12 protein-coding genes are annotated in these 21455 nt (G+C 60.5%); 10 read left to right on the plus strand and 2 right to left on the minus strand.

The window, feature by feature from the left end; translation table 11 throughout:
* Positions 1-47: 47 nt before the first annotated feature.
* The 10 genes from gltB to fusA all read left to right on the plus strand — a co-directional run bounded on the left by gltB (position 48) and on the right by fusA (position 18072).
* Complete coding sequence (gltB, locus tag KI613_RS01235; RefSeq protein WP_226403420.1) at positions 48-4685, plus strand: glutamate synthase large subunit; 4638 nt, start codon at positions 48-50, stop codon at positions 4683-4685.
* Positions 4685-6151 (plus strand): glutamate synthase subunit beta, encoded by a 1467-nt coding sequence (locus KI613_RS01240; RefSeq protein ID WP_226403421.1) that lies wholly within the window; start codon positions 4685-4687, stop codon positions 6149-6151. The genes gltB and KI613_RS01240 overlap by 1 nt, the downstream gene beginning before the upstream one ends.
* 180 nt (positions 6152-6331) lie before the next feature.
* Positions 6332-7066: a YEATS-associated helix-containing protein gene (locus tag KI613_RS01245; RefSeq protein ID WP_226403422.1), complete on the plus strand. Its 735-nt coding sequence runs from the start codon at positions 6332-6334 to the stop codon at positions 7064-7066.
* A gap of 187 nt (positions 7067-7253) precedes the next feature.
* Positions 7254-9344 (plus strand): ornithine--oxo-acid transaminase, encoded by a 2091-nt coding sequence (gene rocD, locus KI613_RS21265; RefSeq protein ID WP_319004085.1) that lies wholly within the window; start codon positions 7254-7256, stop codon positions 9342-9344.
* 85 nt (positions 9345-9429) lie between these two features.
* Complete coding sequence (locus KI613_RS01260; RefSeq protein ID WP_226403423.1) at positions 9430-11352, plus strand: PrkA family serine protein kinase; 1923 nt, start codon at positions 9430-9432, stop codon at positions 11350-11352.
* A gap of 45 nt (positions 11353-11397) precedes the next feature.
* The gene (locus KI613_RS01265; protein WP_226403424.1) at positions 11398-12666 is read left to right on the plus strand and encodes a YeaH/YhbH family protein; all 1269 of its coding nucleotides are present in this window, start codon (positions 11398-11400) and stop codon (positions 12664-12666) included.
* A complete protein-coding gene (locus KI613_RS01270) occupies positions 12663-14189 on the plus strand; it encodes a SpoVR family protein (RefSeq protein WP_226403425.1) in 1527 nt (508 codons plus the stop codon). Before KI613_RS01265 ends, KI613_RS01270 begins: the two co-directional genes overlap by 4 nt.
* A 79-nt stretch (positions 14190-14268) precedes the next feature.
* Positions 14269-15627: a bifunctional UDP-N-acetylglucosamine diphosphorylase/glucosamine-1-phosphate N-acetyltransferase GlmU gene (gene glmU, locus KI613_RS01275; protein WP_226403426.1), complete on the plus strand. Its 1359-nt coding sequence runs from the start codon at positions 14269-14271 to the stop codon at positions 15625-15627.
* Positions 15627-15941: a hypothetical protein gene (locus tag KI613_RS01280; RefSeq protein WP_226403427.1), complete on the plus strand. Its 315-nt coding sequence runs from the start codon at positions 15627-15629 to the stop codon at positions 15939-15941. The genes glmU and KI613_RS01280 overlap by 1 nt, the downstream gene beginning before the upstream one ends.
* A 79-nt stretch (positions 15942-16020) precedes the next feature.
* Entirely contained in the window at positions 16021-18072 is a 2052-nt protein-coding gene (fusA, locus tag KI613_RS01285) for an elongation factor G (RefSeq protein WP_226403428.1), read from the plus strand.
* 590 nt (positions 18073-18662) lie between these two features.
* Here fusA and KI613_RS01290 read toward each other — a convergent pair.
* Positions 18663-19385 carry a response regulator transcription factor gene (locus KI613_RS01290; RefSeq protein WP_226403429.1) on the minus strand — a complete coding sequence of 241 codons (723 nt, stop codon included), beginning with the start codon at positions 19383-19385 and terminating at the stop codon, positions 18663-18665.
* Positions 19382-21397 (minus strand): PAS-domain containing protein, encoded by a 2016-nt coding sequence (locus KI613_RS01295; protein WP_226403430.1) that lies wholly within the window; start codon positions 21395-21397, stop codon positions 19382-19384. Before KI613_RS01295 ends, KI613_RS01290 begins: the two co-directional genes overlap by 4 nt.
* Positions 21398-21455 lie beyond the last annotated feature (58 nt).

The raw sequence follows: 21455 nt of genomic DNA on the forward strand, positions 1-21455 counted from the left end.
ACATTGGCCCATAGTTAGTGGCCAAGTTATTTGAAGGAATGCGTGTGATGGAATCGGGAGTACCTGAGCGGCAGGGTTTGTATGACCCCGCCAACGAGCACGACGCTTGCGGTGTGGGTTTTGTGGCGCATGTGAAAGGCCATAAAAACCATGCTATCGTCGAGCAGGGTTTGTTGATCCTGAAGAATATCGATCACCGTGGTGCGGTTGGCGCGGACCCCTTGCAGGGGGATGGCGCGGGCATCCTGATCCAGATTCCGGACCAGTTCTATCGTGAAGAGATGGCGCGACAGGGCGTCGAACTGCCGCCGGCGGGTGAGTACGGTGTCGGCATGGTCTTCCTGCCACAAGAAGCCGCTTCGCGATATGCCTGTATCGAGGAAATTGAGCGCTCGATTATTGCCGAAGGTCAGGTGCTGCTCGGGTGGCGTGACGTACCGGTTAACCGTGATATGCCCATGTCGCCGACCGTGCGTGCCAAGGAGCCTGTGATTCGCCAGGTATTCGTTGGCCGCGGTCCGGACGTCTTCGTCACGGATGCCCTTGAGCGCAAGCTATACATCATTCGCCGCCGTGCCGCCAACGCGATCAAGTCACTGAAGCTGAAGTTCGGTCAGGAATTCTATGTCCCGTCCTTTTCTGCACGCACGGTCAACTACAAGGGGCTGCTGCTGGCTGACCAGGTTGGCGTGTACTACCTGGACCTGCAGGACAAGCGTACGGTTTCGGCACTTGCCCTCGTGCACCAGCGTTTCTCGACCAACACCTTCCCGACCTGGGATCTGGCGCATCCGTTCCGCTATATCGCCCACAACGGCGAAATCAATACGGTACGCGGCAACGTTAACTGGTTCAAGGCACGTGAACAGGCGATTTCTTCGCCGATTCTAGGGGACGACCTGAAGAAGGTCTGGCCGCTGCATTATCCGGGTCAGTCCGACTCGGCTTCCTTCGATAACGCGCTCGAACTGCTCGTTATGGGTGGTGGCTACTCGCTGGCCCAGGCGGTCATGCTGATGATCCCGGAGGCCTGGGAAAAGCACTCACAGATGGACGAGAACCGCCGTGCCTTCTACGAATACCATGCCGCGATGATGGAGCCGTGGGACGGCCCAGCAGCCGTGGCTTTTACCGACGGTCGCCAGATCGGTGCGACGCTCGACCGTAACGGTCTGCGTCCGGCCCGTTATCTGGTCACAGATGACGACCTCGTCGTGATGGCTTCGGAGTCTGGTGTTCTGCCCATTCCGGAAAAGAAGATCGTCAAGAAGTGGCGTTTGCAGCCGGGCAAGATGTTCCTGATCGATATGGAGCAGGGCCGCATTATCGACGACAAGGAACTCAAGGACTCCTTGGCCAACGCCAAGCCGTATCGCGAGTGGATTGAAAAGATTCGAATCAAGCTCGACGAAGTGCCGGCACCGCACGAAAAGTGTTCGGCCCCAACTGCTTCCCTGCTTGATCGCCAGCAGGCTTTCGGCTACACGCAGGAAGACGTAAAAATCATCCTCGAGCCGATGGTCCAGAATGGCGAAGAAGCCACTGGTTCCATGGGTACCGACTCTGCCTTGCCGGTGCTGTCGGCCAAGAACAAGACGCTATACACCTACTTCAAGCAGTTGTTTGCTCAGGTGACCAACCCACCGATCGACCCGATCCGCGAAGAACTGGTCATGTCGCTGGTGTCCTTCATCGGGCCGAAGCCGAACCTGCTCAACACCAACGATATCAACCCGCCGATTCGTCTTGAAGTGTCGCAACCCGTGTTGTCCTTCGACGACATGGAAAAGCTGCGCAACATCGAGAAATATACCTCAAACAAATTCCACTCCTTTGAGCTGGATATTTGTTACCCGGTCGCTTGGGGCAAGGATGGTATCGAGGCACGCCTTGCTTCGCTGGCGGCGGATGCTGAAGATGCGGTTCGTTCCGGCGCCAACATCCTGATCGTCTCCGACCGCAAGGTTGACGCCGAGCATGTGGCCATTCCGGCGCTGCTCGCCACCTCGGCTATTCACCAGCATCTGGTCAAGAAGGGCCTGCGCACCAGCGCCGGCCTCGTCGTCGAGACTGGTTCAGCTCGTGAGACGCATCACTTTGCCTTGCTTGGCGGCTATGGTGCCGAGGCCGTCCACCCCTACGTGGCGCTCGAAACCATCGCCGGCTTCGCCAAGGGTGATGCAGAGAAGGCCGAGAAGTACGCCAAGAACTACGTCAAGGCCATTGGCAAGGGCCTCATGAAGGTCATGTCGAAGATGGGTATCTCTACCTACATGTCCTACACGGGCGCCCAGATCTTCGAAGCCATCGGCCTGCAGAAGGACTTTATCGAGAAATACTTTACCGGCACGTCGTCAAATGTCGAAGGTATTGGCGTCTTTGAGGTTGCCGAGGAAGCCATTCGCCTGCATGACGAAGCTTTCTCCGGCAATCCCGTGCTGGCCAACATGCTCGATGCCGGTGGTGAATACGCTTATCGCATCCGCGGTGAAGAGCACATGTGGACGCCGGATTCAATTGCCAAGCTGCAGCACTCGACCCGCTCCGGCAAGTACGAGACCTACAAGGAATATGCCAAGCTGATCAACGATCAGACCAAGCGTCATCTGACCCTGCGTGGCCTGTTCGAATTCAAGCCGACCGGTACCGCCATTCCGTTGGAAGAAGTCGAGTCTGCCAAGGAAATCGTCAAGCGCTTCGCCACCGGTGCCATGTCGCTAGGTTCCATCTCGACCGAAGCGCACACGACGCTGGCCATCGCCATGAACCGCATCGGCGGCAAGTCGAATACCGGCGAAGGTGGTGAGGATGCCAAGCGTTTCGTGCCGCTCAAGGCTGGCCAGACGCTGTCTGAAGTAGTCGGTGCCTCACGTATCGAACGTGATTACACCTTCAAGGACGGCGATTCGCTGCGTTCCGCCATCAAGCAGGTCGCCTCCGGCCGCTTTGGCGTGACCACCGAGTATCTGGTGAACGCCGACCAAATCCAGATCAAGATGGCGCAAGGTGCCAAGCCGGGTGAAGGCGGCCAGTTGCCGGGTCACAAGGTTTCCGAGTACATCGGTTTCCTGCGTCACTCGGTGCCGGGTGTCGGCCTGATTTCGCCGCCGCCCCACCACGACATCTACTCGATCGAAGACTTGGCCCAGCTCATTCATGATCTGAAAAACGCCAATTCCAAAGCTTCCATCTCGGTCAAGCTGGTGTCCGAAGTTGGTGTCGGCACGGTTGCTGCCGGTGTTGCCAAGGCCAAGGCCGATCACGTCGTGATTGCCGGTTTTGACGGTGGTACCGGTGCTTCGCCGCAGTCTTCGATCAAGCACGCCGGTACGCCGTGGGAACTCGGTTTGTCCGAAACCCAGCAGACCCTGGTGCTCAACCGTTTGCGTTCGCGTATCCGCGTTCAGGTCGACGGCCAGATGAAGACCGGTCGTGACGTCGTGATCGGTGCCCTGCTCGGTGCCGACGAATTCGGCTTCGCCACGGCACCGCTCGTCGTCGAAGGCTGCATCATGATGCGCAAGTGCCACCTGAATACTTGCCCGGTTGGTGTGGCCACGCAGGATCCGGTGCTGCGCAAGCGCTTCTCCGGTCAGCCCGAGCATGTCGTCAATTTCTTCTTCTTCGTTGCCGAAGAGGTTCGCGAGATCATGGCTCAGCTCGGCATTCGCAAGTTTGATGATCTGGTTGGCCGCGCCGACCTGCTCGACATGCGGCCTGGTATCGACCACTGGAAGGCCAAGGGTCTGGATTTCTCCAAGATCTTCTTCCAGCCGAATGTGCCGGCCGATGTGCCGCGCCTGCACACAGAAATGCAGGACCACGGCCTTGAGAAAGCGCTCGATCACAAGTTGATTGCCCAGGCCAAGCCGGCTCTCGAAAAGGGCCAGAAGGTCCAGATCGAAACGACCATCATCAACGTCAACCGCACCTGCGGCACCATGCTGTCGGGCGAAGTCGCGCGCCGCTATGGCCATGCCGGCTTGCCGGACGACACCATCCACGTCAAGCTGACCGGCACTGCCGGCCAGGCCTTCGGTGCCTTCCTGGCCAAGGGCGTGACGCTGGAGTTGACTGGTGAAGGTAATGACTACGTCGGCAAGGGTTTGTCGGGCGGTCGCATCATCATCAAGCCGAGCCCGGACTTCCGTGGCGATACGCAGCAGAACATCATTTGCGGTAACACCGTCTTGTACGGCGCGACCGAAGGCGAGGCTTTCCTCGCCGGTGTTGGCGGCGAACGCTTCTGTGTTCGTAATTCCGGTGGTACGGCAGTTGTTGAGGGTGTTGGCGACCATGGTTGCGAATACATGACCGGTGGCACGGTGGCTGTGCTGGGCATGACCGGGCGCAACTTCGCGGCCGGCATGTCGGGTGGTATTGCCTACGTGCTGGATGAGGATGGCAGCTTCAAGCATCGCTGCAATATGGCTCAGGTAGCGCTCGAGAAGGTCTTGCCGGCATCCCGTATTGCCGCTGGCGAACCGCAGCATCTCGGCATCGCTGACGAAATCCAGCTCAAGGAACTGATCACCCGTCATGCCGAGTACACCGGCAGCGCGACCGCCAAGGCCATTCTGGCCAACTGGGATGCCTACCGCGAGAAGTTCGTCAAAGTCTATCCGCACGAATACAAACGCGCCCTCACCGAGATGGCCGCTGCCGCACAGAAGGAGGCTGCATAATGGGCAAGCCGACTGGCTTCATGGAATTCGAGCGCCTGTCCGAGGGTTACGACCCGGTCGAACAGCGCCTGAAGCACTACAAGGAATTCGTCCACGCCTTGTCCGACGACGATGCCAAGATCCAGGGCGCGCGTTGCATGGACTGCGGTATTCCGTTCTGCAACAACGGCTGCCCGGTGAACAACATCATTCCGGACTGGAATGACCTGGTTTACCGTGGCAACTGGAAGCAGGCGCTGGAAGTGCTGCATTCGACCAACAATTTCCCGGATTTCACCGGCCGCATCTGCCCGGCCCCTTGCGAAGCTGCCTGTACGCTCGGCATCAATGCCGCGCCGGTGGGTATCAAGTCGATCGAGCATGCGATCATCGACAAGGGCTGGGAAATGGGTTGGGTCGTGCCGCAGCCGCCGAAATCGAAGACCGGCAAGAAGGTCGCCATCGTCGGTTCCGGCCCGGCCGGACTGGCTGCCGCCCAGCAACTGGCGCGTGTCGGCCATGACGTCACCGTGTTCGAGAAGAGCGATCGTCTCGGCGGCCTGCTGGCTTATGGCATTCCTGACTTCAAGATGGAAAAGACCTTGGTCGACCGTCGTGTTGCCCAGATGGAAGCCGAAGGCGTCACCTTCAAGACCGAGGTCGTGATCGGTGACAAGAACGTGCCGGCCGGCATCAACAACGATGCGACAGAGTTCGTCTCGGCTGACCAGCTCAAGAAGGATTTCGACGCAGTGATTCTGGCTGCCGGCTCGGAAGTGCCGCGCGATCTGCCGGTGCCGGGCCGCGAACTCAAGGGCATCTACGCCGCGCTTGAATTCCTGATTCCGCAGAACAAGGAAATCCAGCAGGGCAAGGCCAACCCGATCAACGTCAAGGGCAAGCACGTCATCGTCATCGGTGGCGGCGATACGGGTTCCGACTGCGTCGGTACCTCGAATCGCCATGGCGCTGCCTCGGTGACCCAGTTCGAGCTGATGCCGATGCCGCCGGAAGAGGAAAACAAGGAGCTGACCTGGCCGTACTGGCCGTACAAGCTGCGCACCTCTTCTTCGCACGACGAAGGCTGTAGCCGCGATTTCGCCGTTGCTACCAAGGGCTTCGTCGATGATGGCAAGGGCAACGTCAAGGCGCTCAAGGCCGTTCGTCTGGACTGGACGGATGGTCAGATGAGCGAAGTGCCCGGCTCCGAATTCGAACTGCCGTGCGACAACGCTTTCCTGGCCATGGGGTTCACCAACCCGGTCGGCGGCCTGCTGGATGCCTTCGGCGTCGAGAAGGATGGGCGCCAGAACGCCAAGGCAACGACCGATGGCGAAGGTTGCTACAAGACCAATGTCGACAAGGTTTACGCCGCCGGCGACGTGCGTCGCGGCCAGTCGCTGGTGGTCTGGGCGATCCGCGAAGGTCGTCAGGCTGCGCGTGAAGTCGATGCATTCCTGATGGGTTCGACGACGCTGCCACGCTGAGTCGAAAGCTCTCCAAAAAGCCCCGCCGCCTGAAAAGCCGGCGGGGCTTTTCATTTTTGGCCATTTTTTCCGGTTGACCGCGGGATTCCCCATTTGACTATTTTTCTCATGATTGGGTGGGCTATTGGCGAAACATTGTCTCTGTCGTGTGAGAATAGCTGCTGATTTCAAGGGGAAAACATGTCAACTGAACTGCAACCTGCTTTGCTGGTGACAACGCCTAGCGGTGCCCTCGACGGGCACATGCTGGTGATTCTGGGCATCATGGTCGTCGCCGGGGTACTGGGCGGCACGGCCAATTATTTTCTGGCCGACCGGCGCGGCGATGCGGGCCGCCATGACTGGTTGAAATATCCGGTCTTCGGCGTCGTTGCGGCGCTCACCGTGCCGCTCTTTCTCAACATGCTGTCGAGTACGCTGCTTGAGGGGGCGCGGACCAAGCCGATCGATCTCTACGTGTTTTCAGGTTTCTGCCTGATCTACGTCGTCGCCTCGCGGCGCTTTTTCGAAAACATGGTGCAGCGCCTGATGGCGCAGATCGACCAGGTTCGGCGCGACGTTGGCCGCATCGAACAGCAAAAGCGTGACGAGCCTATCGTGGCTGTGCCCAAGGCCGAAAGCGAGGTGCTGAAGGCCGTCGAGCATGATCCCAAGGACGTTCTCTCCTACAACGACGTGGAAATCCTGCGCGCCCTGTCCGAGGGCGGCTTCGTTTATGGAAACCTGGCCGCGATCTGCGACAGCACCGGGCTGGCCCGCGACTTTGTCAGCCAGCGCCTGACGGTCATGAAGGCCATGGGCGTCATCGAGACGCGTATCAACGACAAAAATGTGCTGCACTGGTTCGTCTCGGCACGCGGCAAGGCTGTGCTCGGCGACATCCTGGGCGGCCAGGAACAGAAAAAGAGCGCCTGAGCTTCCGCTCGTTTCTGGCCAAGTGCCGACAAAAGCCCCGCCGCCTGAACAGCCGGTGGGGCTTTGTTTTTGGTGTTTTGCTTTGTGCGAAATTTGTCCTAAATTGAAAGTCGACAGAACCCGGCAAGGTAGAGGCAGTCAAACGAACGAAGCGTAGAAACTCTGGCTGGCGGAAAGGAGTCGCATCATGCGCAGGCTCATCTCCCTGAACCCGACGGTGCGTTGCATCGGGGTGGCCAGTTATTTCGGTGCGCCCTTCGCCGGTTGCGAATGCGGCCCGGAAGTTCTGCGGCGGGCTGGGTTGCCAGCTGTGCTTCGTCATAACGGTTTGAGCGCAGAGTGGCTGGACATACCGGTTCCAGAGCCGTCGACTGCAGCATTGGGCGTTCTTCTGCGAACGCTGGCCGATGTTGCAGCGTCAACTATCGGTGAGGGCAACCGTCCGCTGATCATCGGTGGCGATCATTCAATGGCGGCTGGCACATGGCGCGGCATCGGTCGGGCCTTGGGTGAGGCGCCTGGTTTGATCTGGATCGATGCCCATCTCGATGCTCATACCCCGGACACCAGTCCTTCGGGCAACGCCCATGGCATGCCGCTGGCCGCCTTGTTTGGTTTTGGCGATCCGGCCATGGTGAAAGTGCCCGGGCCGAGCCTTGATCCGGCGAGGATCGTCGTCATCGGTGTGCGCAGCCATGAAGCGGCGGAGGCCGAGCTTCTGGCGACGCTAGGGGTCCGGATTTTCGCCATGTCTGAAATTAACGAACGTGGTCTGCCGGAAGTCTTTGCCGAGGCCTTGCGCCTCGTCGGCAACGGCCCTTGGGGCATCAGCCTCGATCTCGATGCAATCGATCCCGAATTCGCGCCCGGCGTGTCGACGCCAGCGGCCGGGGGCTTGGCGCCTGCTGAATTGGCGCTGGCCATGCGCAGCATTCTGCGCGAGCGGAATTGTGTCGGTCTGGAAATCGCCGAATACAACCCGGATGTCGATCCGGACGGGCGGACGGGACGCTTGGTTGGCGAACTGCTCGATGCCGCTTCGGCGCCGGACAGCACAACCTTGCGCCGCTGGGAAGCCGGGTTCGGGGCAAGAAACTATGAGCCGATGCCAGTCGTCCTGCATGCTGGACAAGGTTGCTGGGTGAGCGACGTCGAAGGCCGCCGCTACCTCGACCTGATGTCGGCCTATTCGGCGACCAGCTTCGGCCATGCCCATCCCCGCTTGCTCGCCGCGCTGAGCGAACAGGCATCCCGCCTGGCGGTAACTTCACGGGCCTACGCCAACGATCGCCTGCCGCAGCTTTTGCGCCGCCTGGCGCTACTCACCGGTTACGATCGGGTACTGCCGGTCAATACCGGCCTGGAAGCTGTCGAAACCGCCCTCAAGGCAGCCCGCAAATGGGCTTACAAAATCAAAGGCGTGCCCGACGGACATGCCGAAATCATCGCCTGCGAAGGAAATTTTCACGGCCGTTCCATCGCCATCGTTGGCCTGTCGTCCGAAGCACAGTATCGCGATGGCTTCGGCCCTTTTCCGGATGGCCTGAAACGCATCCCCTACGGTGACGCGGCGGCGCTGGCCGAGGCCATCACACCGAATACGGTGGCCTTCCTGGTTGAGCCGATCCAGGGTGAAGGCGGCATCATCCTGCCGCCACCCGGCTATCTCGCTGCTTGTGCCGCCATCTGCAAACGGCACAACGTATTGTTGATCGCTGACGAGGTACAGACCGGGCTGGGCCGGACCGGCAAACTGCTCGCCTGCGAGCACGAAGGGGTCCGTCCGGACGGCGTCATTCTTGGCAAGGCACTTGGCGGCGGCCTGTTGCCCGTCTCGGCTTTCCTGGCCGACGAGGCGGTGATGCAGGTCTTCACGCCAGGTGATCATGGCTCGACCTTCGGCGGCAATCCGCTGGCCTGCCACGTCGCCCTGACCGCCATCGATATCCTCGAAGAAGACCACCTGATCGAAAAATCCGCGGTTCTCGGCGAACTTTTACTCGCCAGACTGCACCAACTGAAAGAGTCTTCGCCAATAGTCAGGGCTGTCCGCGGAAGGGGTCTGTTTGCCGGCATCGAAATCGACCCGCAACAAGCCGATGCGCATACACTGGCCGAAGCACTGCTCGGTTACGGTGTGCTGACCAAGGATACGCACAGCACGGTATTGCGGCTGGCGCCGCCCTTGATCATCGGCCGCGAAGAACTGGAATGGGGTCTCGGCCGTATCGCCGAGGCATTGAACGAGTTTCGACGCCATCCCCGGATGGCGGCATAAACCAATCGGCCACTAGAGCCGTTAATAGAATAAGGGAGATAGTTAGTATCCAATCGTTGTCGCATATCTGAAAGAGGAGGCAGCCATGTCGATATTCACCCGCTACCAGAGCCGTTACGAGGCCTTGCAGGAAGAGGAAATGTCGGTCCAGGAATATCTGGACATCTGCAAGAGCGACTCCACGGCCTATGCCAGTGTGGCCGAGCGCATCTTGCTGGCGATCGGCGAGCCGGAACTGGTCGATACCCGGACTGATCCGCGCCGCTCGCGCCTCTTCGCCAACAAGATGCTCAAGCTCTATCCGGCCTTCCGCGAGTTCTATGGCATGGAAGAGGTGATCGAGAACATCGTCTCCTACTTCCGCCATGCCGCGCAAGGGCTGGAGGAGAAGAAGCAGATTCTCTACCTGCTTGGCCCGGTTGGTGGCGGCAAGTCATCGCTGGCCGAACGCCTGAAGTACCTGATCGAGAAAGTGCCGTTCTATGCGATCAAGGGGTCGCCGGTACACGAATCGCCGCTCGGCCTGTTCAACCTCATTGAGGATGGCCAGATTCTCGAAGAGGATTACGGCATTCCGCGCCGCTATCTCGGCACCATCATGAGTCCGTGGGCGGTCAAGCGCCTGCATGAATTCGGCGGTGACATGAGCCGCTTCCGGGTGGTCAAGTTGCGGCCATCGGTGCTGTCACAGATTGCCGTGTCGAAGACTGAGCCGGGCGACGAGAACAACCAGGATATTTCCTCGCTGGTCGGCAAGATCGACATCCGCAAGCTGGAAACCTATTCGCAGAACGATCCGGACGCCTACTCCTACTCCGGCGGCCTGTGTCTGGCTAACCGTGGCGTGCTCGAATTCGTCGAAATGTTCAAGGCGCCGATCAAGGTGCTCCACCCCTTGCTGACGGCCACCCAGGAGCAGAATTACAAAGGTACCGAAGGCTTCGGCGCCATTCCTTTCGACGGACTGGTACTGGCTCACTCCAACGAAGCCGAGTGGCTGACTTTCAAGAACAACCGCAACAACGAGGCCTTCCTTGATCGCATTTACATCGTCAAGGTGCCCTACTGCCTGCGGGTGACCGACGAGATGCACATCTACGAAAAGCTGCTGGTCAATTCTTCGCTGTCCAAGGCGCCCTGCGCGCCCGACACGCTGCGCATGATGGCCCAGTTCTCTGTGCTGTCGCGCCTCAAGGAGCCTGAGAATTCCAGCATCTACAGCAAGATGCGGATATACGATGGCGAGAATCTCAAGGATACCGATCCCAAGGCCAAGAGTTACCAGGAGTACCGCGACTATGCCGGGGTCGACGAGGGGATGACCGGGTTGTCCACCCGCTTCGCCTTCAAGATTCTGTCCAAGGTCTTCAACTTCGACCACCGCGAGGTGGCGGCCAACCCGGTGCATTTGATGTACGTGCTGGAGCAGCAGATCGAGCAGGAACAGTTCCCGCCCGAGATCGAAGAGCGCTACCTGCGTTACCTGAAGGAGTTTCTCAGTCCGCGTTACGCCGAATTTATCGGCAAGGAGATCCAGACCGCTTACCTGGAAAGCTATTCCGAGTACGGTCAGAACATCTTCGATCGTTATGTCACTTACGCCGACTTCTGGATTCAGGATCAGGAATTCCGCGACCCGAATACCGGTGAAATGCTTGATCGCAGTGCCCTCAACGACGAACTGGACAAGATCGAAAAACCGGCCGGCATCAGCAACCCGAAGGACTTCCGCAACGAGGTGGTGAACTTCGTCCTGCGCGCCAGTGCCAAGCACGGCGGCAAGAACCCGGCGTGGACCAGCTACGAAAAGCTGCGGGCGGTGATCGAGAAGAAGATGTTCTCGAATACCGAGGAGTTGCTGCCGGTTATCTCCTTCAATACCAAGGCCAGTGCTGACGAGCTAAAGAAGCATCAGGACTTCGTCGACCGCATGATCGTCAAGGGCTACACCGAAAAGCAGGTACGCTTGCTCTGCGAGTGGTATCTGCGCGTACGCAAGTCGTCCTGATAAACCAGGGTTGGGGTGCTAGCCCCGACCCGCAGGGGAGGTCAAATGACGGTTCGGATTGTCGATCGGCGCCAGGACAGCAGGAACAAGAGTTCCATCAACCGCAGTCGCTTCATCCGCCGCTTCAAGGGGCAGATCCGCAAGGCGGTGGCCGATGCCATTGCCAAGCGCGGCATCCGCGATCTCGAGAACGGCGAGAAGATCGGCATTCCCGGCAGGGACATCTCCGAGCCGCATTTTCAGCACGGCCAGGGTGGCGTGCGGGAGTCGGTGCATCCGGGCAACGACCGCTTTCAGAGTGGCGATGAAATGGATAGGCCGCCTGGCGGCCAAGGCCTGGGTAGCGGCAAGGCCAGCCAGGATGGCGAGGGCATCGACGACTTCGTATTCACGCTGACCCGCGACGAGTTTCTCGATATTTTCTTCGATGAGTTGGCCCTGCCCAATCTGGTCAAGCGGCAACTGGCCCGCATTGATGAATACAAGCGGGTGCGGGCCGGCTATACGCAGACCGGGGTGGCGACCAATATCAACCTGGTGCGCACCATGCGCGGCGCAGCCGGTCGGCGAGTGGCGGTTGGCGGTCCGTATGCGACCCGCCTGCGCAGCCTGCAGGCCGAACTCGAGCAGGCGCTCGACGAAATGCCGGCGGACGAAGCGGAGATCGAGCGCCTCAATCGTGAGATTGTTCATCTGAAAGCCCGGCGCGAGGCAATTCCCTTCATCGACCCGTTCGATCTGCGCTACTCGAATCGCATCCGGGTCCCCGAGCCCTCGACGCAGGCCGTGATGTTCTGCGTGATGGACGTTTCCGGCTCGATGGACGAAGCCAAGAAGCAGATGGCCAAGCGTTTCTTCATGCTGCTCTACCTCTTCCTCAACCGCAATTACGAGCATATCGAAGTGGTCTTCATCCGCCACCACACGGTGGCCGAGGAGGTGGACGAGGACAACTTCTTCCACTCCCGGGAAACCGGCGGCACCATTGTTTCCAGCGCACTGAAACTGATGCGCGACATCATCACCGAACGTTATGCGAGCAGTGCCTGGAACATCTACTGCGCGCAGGCATCCGACGGCGACAACTGGAACGACGACTCGCCCTTGTGCCGCGAAATGCTCGCCGAGTCCATCCTGCCGATGGTCCAGTACTTTGCCTACATCGAGATCGCCGACAGCGAGCCGCAGAACCTCTGGCTCGAATACGAAGAGCTGGCCGGCGCCTATCCCGGGCTGTTCGCCATGCAGCGCATCACGGCGGTCAGCGATATCTACCCGGTATTTCGCGAACTGTTCAGAAAGCGGCTGGTATGACCCGCAAACGCTCCCGCCTGATTGCCGAAGGTTCGGACTGGACGCTCGAAGCGATCGCCCTCTACGATACCGAGATTGGCCGCGTTGCCAAGAACTACGGTCTGGACACCTATCGCCATCAACTCGAAGTCATTACTGCCGAACAGATGATGGATGCCTACGCCGCCATCGGCATGCCGGTCTATTACCATCACTGGTCTTTCGGCAAACATTTCCTGGAAACCGAAAACCGCTACAAGCGCGGCCACATGGGGCTGGCCTACGAGATCGTGATCAATTCCGATCCCTGCATCGCCTACCTGATGGAGGAAAACACGCTGACCATGCAGGCATTGGTCATTGCCCATGCTGCCTACGGCCACAACTCTTTTTTCAAGGGTAATCATCTGTTCAAGCAGTGGACCAGCGCCGACGCGATCATCGACTACCTGGTTTTTGCCCGGAACTACATTGCCGAATGCGAGGAGCGCCACGGCGTCGATAGCGTCGAACAACTGATTGATGCCTGTCATTCCCTGTCGAATCTCGGCGTCGACCGCTACAAGCGTTCGCCACCGTTATCGCTGGAAAAAGAGAAGAATCGCCAGCGTGAACGCGAGGTTTATCTGCAGGCCCAGGTCAACGATTTGTGGCGCACTCTGCCGCGCCATGAAGCCGCCATCGCGGCTGTCGAAGAAAGACGTTTCCCCGAGGAACCAGAAGAAAACCTGCTCTACTTCGTCGAAAAAAATGCTCCGCTGCTTGAGCCGTGGCAGCGCGAGATCGTCCGCATTACCCGCAAGATCGGCCAGTATTTCTACCCGCAGCGGCAGACCCAGGTGATGAACGAAGGCTGGGCATGTTTCTGGCATTACACGCTACTCAACACGCTGTACGACGAAGGGAAGGTTAACGACGGTTTCATGTTCGAGTTCCTGCAGTCGCACACCAACGTCGTCTATCAGCCGCCCTATCACAGCAAGTGGTACTCCGGCATCAATCCCTATGCGCTGGGTTTTGCCATGTGGCAGGACATCCGGCGCATCTGCGAGAAACCCACAGACGAGGACCGCGCGTGGTTCCCTGAAATCGCTGGTTCCGACTGGCGCGAAACCTTCGACTTCGCGATGCGCAATTTCAAGGACGAGAGTTTCATCGCCCAGTTCCTGTCGCCCCGGCTGATGCGCGAGTTCCGCTTGTTTTCGGTCCTCGACGACGATAGCAAGGGCAAGCTGAAAGTCGACGCGATTCACGACGATCCGGGTTATCGCGCCCTGCGCCGGAATCTCGCCGAGCAGTACAACCTGGGCAGCAGCGATCCGAATATCCAGGTCTGGAATGTGGACCTGAGCGGCGACCGTTCGCTGACCCTGCGCCATTTCGTCCATGAGCGCCGCCCCTTGTCGGCGCAGTCCGACGCGGCCCTGGAACATCTGGCCTATCTGTGGGGCTTCACGGTGCGCCTTGAACAGCAGTCGGCCGATGGTGAAGCGGTGCTTCTCGCCGAGCGCAAAACCGAAAAACGCAAGCACGGCGAGCGCTGAGTTCCCTTGTTCTGCTTCGACAGGCGCCGGCTATCGTGTGAGAATGTGGGTTGCCTAACCTCACAAGATAATGCCCAACATGAATATCGTCATTCTCGCTGCCGGTCAGGGCAAGCGCATGCATTCCAACCTCCCAAAGGTCTTGCATCCGGTGGCTGGCAAACCCTTGGCGCAGCATGTGATCGATACGGCGCGGCTGCTCTCGCCGGAGAAATTGATTGTCGTTTATGGCCACGGTGGCGAAGTGGTGCGGTCGACCCTCGCTGCCGACGATATTCTGTGGGCCGAGCAGGCGCAGCAACTGGGCACCGGCCACGCCGTCGCCCAAGCAGTTTCGCAGCTCGGCGGCGCGACACAGACGCTGGTTCTTTACGGTGACGTGCCGCTGACTACGGTCGGAGCACTCAAGCGCCTGCTGCAGGCTGGCAAGGATGGCCTGTCGATCCTCACCGTCGACCTTGCCAACCCGAGCGGTTATGGCCGCATGGTGCGCGATGCAAATGGCAACATCGTGCGCATCGTTGAGGAAAAGGATGCGACGCCGGAAGAAAAGGCGATCCGCGAGGTCAACACCGGCATTATGGCGATTCCGACGGCGCGCCTGGCCGACTGGCTCGGCCAGCTCAAGAACAACAACGCCCAGGGTGAGTACTACCTGACCGACATCGTCGCACTGGCTGTCGCCGAGGGCTTGCCGGTGCGAGCCGCCCAGCCCGAGGGCGAATGGGAGGTGCTCGGCGTCAACAGCAAGGTGCAACTGGCCGAACTGGAACGTCAGCACCAGCGCAACCTGGCCGATCAATTGCTGGTCGCCGGTGTGCGCCTGGCCGATCCGGCGCGCATCGACATCCGTGGCAGCCTGACCCATGGCCGCGACGTGTCCATCGACGTCGGTTGCGTCTTCGAAGGCAAGGTCGAGCTGGCCGATGCCGTCGAGGTTGGCCCCTACTGCGTGCTCAAGAACGTCAAGGTCGGCGCCGGCACGCGCATCGCCGCCTTCTGCCATTTCGAGGACGCGGTGATCGGGCCGGACGGCGTGCTCGGTCCTTATGCCCGCCTGCGTCCGGGTACCGAACTCGGGCCGGAGGTGCACATCGGTAACTTCGTCGAGGTCAAGAAGAGCATCATCGGTGCCCAGTCCAAGGCCAACCACCTGGCCTACATCGGCGACGCCGAGATCGGCCAGCGCGTGAACGTCGGCGCCGGCACCATCACCTGCAATTACGACGGCGCCAACAAGTTCAAGACCATCATCGAGGACGATGTCTTCATCGGCTCCGATACCCAACTCGTCGCCCCGGTGACGGTCGGCCGTGGGGCAACGCTCGGGGCAGGCACGACGCTGACCAAGAATGCGCCACCGGACGCCTTGACCGTGTCGCGGGCCAAACAAATGACGCTACCCGGTTGGGAACGTCCGAAAAAGGTGAAGAAATAATGGATATCTGGTTCACGGCTTTTGTCTTGGCCATCGCCCTTCTCGTCGCAGTGGGAGGCTCGCTGCTGCTGGTCGGCTACTTCGGTACCGTGCCTGCATCCTTCGCCTTCGGCTGGAAAAACTGGCTGCCGACGCTGGCCCTGCCCATTGTTGGCCCGATCTGGTTTGCCGGCACGCACTGGTCGGAGTTTTCCAAGCCGGGCAAGCAGCTGATTTTCGGTGTCCTGCTTTTTGTCGTGGCAATTGCCTTGCTCTACGGCTTCGGGCCACACTTTGTCGACCGTATGGCGGCCAGTGGCATGTATCGCGAATAGATGGCGGCTCGCTGATGACAAGGCAGGCTACCGAAGTGAACTGATTTTTCGCTGAATTTTTAAGCTAAGGGAGAAGAAGATGTCCAAGTACACCACCGAGGCTCTACGTTCTGTAGCACTGGTCGGCCATGGCGCCGCCGGCAAGACCAGCCTGGCCGAGGCCTTGCTGTTGGCGACCGGCGCCATCAATACGAAGGGCAGCGTCGAGAAAGGCAACACCGTTGCCGACTTCGATGCCCAGGAAAAAGAAGCCGGCCACTCCCTGACGTCTGCCGTCGTCAATTTCGGCTATGAAGGCACCCATGTTCACCTGATCGACACCCCGGGTTACCCGGACTTTTCGGGCCAGGCGATTGCTGCGCTGGCCGGTGTCGATACCGCACTGATCGTCGTTAATGCCCAGACCGGCGTTGAGCTGATGACCGAGCGCATGATGCGCTACGCCGCCGAGCGCAAGCTGTGCCGGATGATCGTCATCAACAAGATCGATGCCGAAAACCTCGACTTGCCGGGCCTCGTTGCCAACATTCGCGAACGTTTTGGCAATCAGTGCATGCTGCTCGACCTGCCGGCCCACGGCGCGGCCGATGTCGTCGAAGTGCTCGAACACGATGCCGGCGACGCCGATTTCGAATCGGTCGCGGCGGCGCACCGGGCGCTGATCGACCAGATCGTCGAGGAAGATGAAGACCTGCTCGCCCAGTACCTTGAAGACGGTGCCGATCCGACCGCGACCGCCTTGCATGCGCCGTTTGAAAAAGCCCTGCGCGAAGGCCACCTGATTCCCATCCTGTTCACCTCGGCCAAGACCGGCGCCGGCATCAAGGAATTGCTGCATGTGCTGGCCTCGCTGGCGCCAAACCCGGCCGAAGGCAATGCGCCCCCGTTCTACAAGGGCAAGCCGGGCGACAAGACCGAGCCTTTCCAGGCCGAGCCGGATGCCGCCAAGCACGTGCTGGCTCACGTTTTCAAGGTGGTGGCCGACCCTTACCTGGGCAAGATCGGCGTCTTCCGTGTCCATCAGGGCACGATGAAAAAGGACATGCAGCTCTTCGTCGGTGACAGCAAGCGACCGATCAAGGTTGGCCATCTCTACCAATTGCAGGGCAAGGACAGCATAGAGGTCGATGAATTGCTGCCGGGCGACATCGGCGCCATCGCCAAAATCGACGAAGTCGATTTCGACTGCGTCCTGCACGATTCGCACGACGAGGACCACATCCACCTCGTGCCGCTCGAATTTCCCAAGCCGATGGCCGGGCTGGCTGTCGAAACCAAGAAGAAGGGCGACGAACAGCGCCTGTTCGACATCCTTGCCAAGCTGGCCATGGAAGACCCGACCTTCGTCGTCGAACGTCACCCGACGAGCAATGAAACCGTTGTCCGCGGCCTCGGCGAAATCCATCTGAAGTCGAAGCTGGCCCGTATGGCCGGCCAGTACAAGCTCGAAGTCGATACCAAGCCGCCGCGCATCCCGTACTGCGAGACGATCACCGCCCCGGCCGAGGCGATGTATCGCCACAAGAAACAGTCGGGTGGTGCCGGCCAGTTCGGCGAAGTGCACCTGCGCATCGAGCCGAAGGCCCGTGGCGAGGGCTTCGAGTTCGTCGATGCTGTCAAGGGTGGCGTCATTCCCGGCGTCTTCATGGCGGCCGTGGAGAAGGGCATTCGCCAGGGACTTGAAGGCGGCGTCGTCGCCGGTTATGCGGTCGACGACCTCAAAGTGACGGTTTTCGACGGCAAGACCCACGCCGTTGACGGCAAGGAAGTGGCTTTCACCATTGCCGGGCGCAAGGCGGTCATCGAAGCGATTCGCGGCGCCAAGCCGATTGTTCTGGAGCCGATTGTCAGCATCGAGATCATCGTTCCGGAAACCGCCATTGGCGACCTGACGGGCGATCTGTCTGGTCGGCGTGGCCATATAACCGGTACCGACGGGCGTGGGCATGGCATGTCGGCGATTAGTGGCGAAGTGCCGCTGGCTGAGCTTAACGACTATCAGTCGCGGCTTAAGTCGCTGACCGGCGGCCAGGGCAGCTACACCATCGAGTTCGCGCGCTATGCCGCCGTACCGCCGAATGTCCAACAGCAACTGGCCAGCAAGTTCCAGTTGCACGACGAAGACGAGTGAGGTTTTAGTCCTCCCGGGGGGCGCCTAATTAGCTTGGGGTTCCGCCTTGCTGGCGGGCGTACTTTCTTTTGCTTCGCCAAAAGAAAGTAGCCAAAGAAAAGGCGACCCCGAGGGCGCCGCCGGGCTTTGCCCGGTCCCTTGCGCTACTCGGAAAGCCGGGCGGCTGCGGAACTCGGGGCTGCGCCCCTCAAACAGTCCTCGCCGACTGCCCCCGGCCTTCCTGCGTTGCTCAGCGCCTTCCACGGGGGGCCCAAAGGCGTCCAGGCTTAGCCGTTTTGCCGGGGAAAACAGATTCCCACGGTCAACCGGAAAAAATGCCTAAAAATGAAATCTGTCATTTAGGCACCCAAGCTCAAGGACGGATTGTTTCACCGGGCCCCTTGAGAGGTGCCGAGCAACGCAGGGGCTGGCGGATAAAGGGCGAGGACTGTCTGAGGGCGAAGCCCGAGTTCCGCAGCCCCCGCCAGCTCCGAGTAGCGCAGGGAACCGGCGCAGCCGGCACCGACCCAGGGTCGCCTTTTTTTTGCTTACTTTTTCTTGGCGAAGCAAGAAAAAGTGAGACGCCCCGCAAGGGCGGAACCCCAATTCAATTAAGCAGCACCCCCGCCCGACCAGTTAACCGTCGCCAGAAACAGATAACCCGCGCCATACACCGTCTTGATGAAAGCCGGGCTTTGCGGGTCCGGCTCGAGCTTGCGGCGCAGGCGGGAAATGCGAACGTCGATGGCGCGGTCGTTGGGAGCCAAGTCCCGCGTGCCCATGAGCTTTTCGCGCTGCAGGATGCGGTTCGGGTTGTTGACGAAGACCTTGAGCAGCTCGGCTTCCGCCGTGCTCAGCGCGAGCTCTTCGCCATTCGGCGCGGTCAGCGTGTTGTTGCCGAGGTTGAAGCGCCAGCCGGAAAACTCGGCGATCTGGCGGGCCTGGGTTTCGGCGCCTTCGCGCCGGCGGACGATGCTGCGCACGCGGGCGACCAGTTCGCGCGGTTCGAAAGGTTTGAGCACGTAGTCGTCGGCGCCGAGCTCGAGGCCCATGACGCGGTCGCTGACGTGGGCGCGTCCGGTGAGGATCAGGATGCCGCAGCCGGACTGGGCGCGGACGCGCTGCATGGCTTCGAGGCCATCCATGTCGGGCAGGCCGAGGTCGATGATGCAGAGGTCGGGGGCCAGCGCGCGCAGCCGGCGCAGCAGATCACCGGCGCTGCGGCACCAGACGGTACGGAAACCGAAATCGGCGAGCACCTGTTCGATGATCTTGGCGACATCGGGATCGTCTTCGACGATGACGATGAGCTTGGCGGGTTCGTTGTCTTTCATGGTTTTTCTTTATGGGCGGCGCGCAGGGCGCGGGCCAGATCCTGGCGGACGAAAGGTTTGGCCAGCACGGGCAGGTCGCTGCCGACCTCGGCCTCGTCGGTGTAGCCGCTCATCAGCACGATGCACATGTCCGGCTGGCTCAGCAGCACACGGTCGGCCAGTTGCCGGCCATCGAGGCCGCCGGGCATGATGACGTCGCTGACGACGATGGCGATGTCGGGAATCTGGTCAATCATGGCCAGCGCCTGCACGCCGTCTTCAGCTTCGATGACCGGATAGCCGAGGTCGATGAGTTGCTGGCGGACGACGCGGCGCACGTTCGGCTCATCTTCGACGAGCAGCACCAGTTCACCGCCGGCGGGTAGGGCGGCATCCTCGCCCGGGGTGTCGACATCAGGTTCAGGCTTGGCCAGCGGCAGAACCATGAGGACGGTTGTTCCCTGTTCCAGCTGGCTTTGAATCGACACGCCACCACCCGACTGTTTGGCGAAGCCGTAGGCCATGGCCAGCCCGAGGCCGCTCCCCAAACCTAGACGCTTGGTCGTGAAGAAGGGTTCGCAGGCGCGGGCCAGCGTCGTGGCATCCATGCCGCAACCATTGTCGGCGACTTCGATCAGCGCGTATTGACCGGGGCTGACATCGAAGGCGGCGGCATCGGTGGACAGTTCGACGGCGCGCGCCGCGATGTGCAGGCGGCCGCCTTCCGGCATCGCATCGCGCGAGTTCAGGGCAAAGTTGAGCAGGGCGCTTTCGAGCTGGCCGGGGTCGACCAGAGCATGCAGCGTCATGCCGCCGAGATCGGTTGATACGGCAATCGACTCGGGCAGGGAGCGGCGGACCAGTTTGCCCAGGTTGACGATGAGCTGGCCGATGTCGACGGCCTGCGGCTCAAGTGGTTGCTGGCGCGAAAAGGTGAGCAGGCGTTTGATCAGTTGCACGCCGCGCCGGGCCGACTGCAGCGCCGGCTCGACGAATTCATTGACCTCGGCATCGTCGGGGCGGTGGTCCTGGAGGGCGGCGAGGTTGCCGATGATGACCGTCAGCAGGTTGTTGAAATCGTGGGCGAGGCCGCCGGTCAGCTGGCCGATGGCCTCCATTTTCTGGGCCTGGACGAGGGCGGCCTGCATGCGTTTCTGCTCGGTGATTTCATGCGAGAACACGAAAAATCCGAGATTTTTCCCGTCGACCGTGACTTCCGGTACCAGCGTGCTGCGTGCGAAGACGGTTTGCCCCTCGCGCTCCATCTGGTACTCGTAAGTCACCTGCTGGCCAGCCAGCGCCCGTTTGACCGGGTCGCGCACCTGGCTGTAGACGTGTGGCCCGATGACGTCGAGCACGGCCCGGCCGGTGACGCCGCCTTCGGGGTGGCCATACCAGTCGGAATAGCCCTTGTTGGCGTACTGATAGACCTCGTCCTGGTCGACGTAGCCGATCAGGATGGGAATGGTGTCGTTGATCAGGCGCAGGCGCTCTTCGCTGCGCCGGAGGGCGGCAGCAATCCGTTCGTTTTCCTCGCTGGCCCGGCGCAGGTTGGCATTGGCGTTTTCAAGCTGGGCGGTACGCCGGCGCACCCGTTCGTCGAGCTGGATGTTCTGGTGCTCGGTCAGGTGCTCGATGTAGCGCTGCTCGGTGACATCGCTGTAGAGCGTGACGAAACCCTTGTGGGCCAGCGGTTCGCCGCGCAGGAGCAGGACGCGGCCATTCGGCCGCTGGCGTTCGGTGACATGCGGGGCAAAGTTTCTCGCCGCCGTGACCCGCTCGGCGATCTGCGCCTCAATGTCACCCGGGCCATATTCGCCACGCTCGGCGTTGTAGCGGATGAAGCTGGCGAAGGGCGCGCCTATGTAAGCCAGTTCATCGGGAAACTCGAGCAGCTGGAGGAAAGGGCGGTTCCAGGCGACCAGGCAAAGATTGGCATCGAAAACGGTGATTCCCTGGTCGAGCAGGTCGAGCCCGGCCTGCAACATTTCGTGGCGCGGAGCAGTGGGGGACGAGTTGGTTTCCAGAAGCATCGGTCGATTCTAGTGCACGGGGCAGGGTGGATTTCGTGATGTAACGATTCGTTACATT

It is taken from the genome of Ferribacterium limneticum, assembly GCF_020510585.1.
Classification (GTDB): domain Bacteria; phylum Pseudomonadota; class Gammaproteobacteria; order Burkholderiales; family Rhodocyclaceae; genus Azonexus.

Bases quoted from the DNA above. Each gene is read 5' to 3' on its own strand.
- gltB (WP_226403420.1), top strand. From the start codon at position 48: ATGGAATCGGGAGTACCTGAGCGGCAGGGTTTGTATGACCCCGCCAAC.
- KI613_RS01240 (WP_226403421.1), top strand. From the start codon at position 4,685: ATGGGCAAGCCGACTGGCTTCATGGAATTCGAGCGCCTGTCCGAGGGT.
- KI613_RS01245 (WP_226403422.1), top strand. From the start codon at position 6,332: ATGTCAACTGAACTGCAACCTGCTTTGCTGGTGACAACGCCTAGCGGT.
- rocD (WP_319004085.1), top strand. From the start codon at position 7,254: ATGCGCAGGCTCATCTCCCTGAACCCGACGGTGCGTTGCATCGGGGTG.
- KI613_RS01260 (WP_226403423.1), top strand. From the start codon at position 9,430: ATGTCGATATTCACCCGCTACCAGAGCCGTTACGAGGCCTTGCAGGAA.
- KI613_RS01265 (WP_226403424.1), top strand. From the start codon at position 11,398: ATGACGGTTCGGATTGTCGATCGGCGCCAGGACAGCAGGAACAAGAGT.
- KI613_RS01270 (WP_226403425.1), top strand. From the start codon at position 12,663: ATGACCCGCAAACGCTCCCGCCTGATTGCCGAAGGTTCGGACTGGACG.
- glmU (WP_226403426.1), top strand. From the start codon at position 14,269: ATGAATATCGTCATTCTCGCTGCCGGTCAGGGCAAGCGCATGCATTCC.
- KI613_RS01280 (WP_226403427.1), top strand. From the start codon at position 15,627: ATGGATATCTGGTTCACGGCTTTTGTCTTGGCCATCGCCCTTCTCGTC.
- fusA (WP_226403428.1), top strand. From the start codon at position 16,021: ATGTCCAAGTACACCACCGAGGCTCTACGTTCTGTAGCACTGGTCGGC.
- KI613_RS01290 (WP_226403429.1), bottom strand. From the start codon at position 19,385: ATGAAAGACAACGAACCCGCCAAGCTCATCGTCATCGTCGAAGACGAT.
- KI613_RS01295 (WP_226403430.1), bottom strand. From the start codon at position 21,397: ATGCTTCTGGAAACCAACTCGTCCCCCACTGCTCCGCGCCACGAAATG.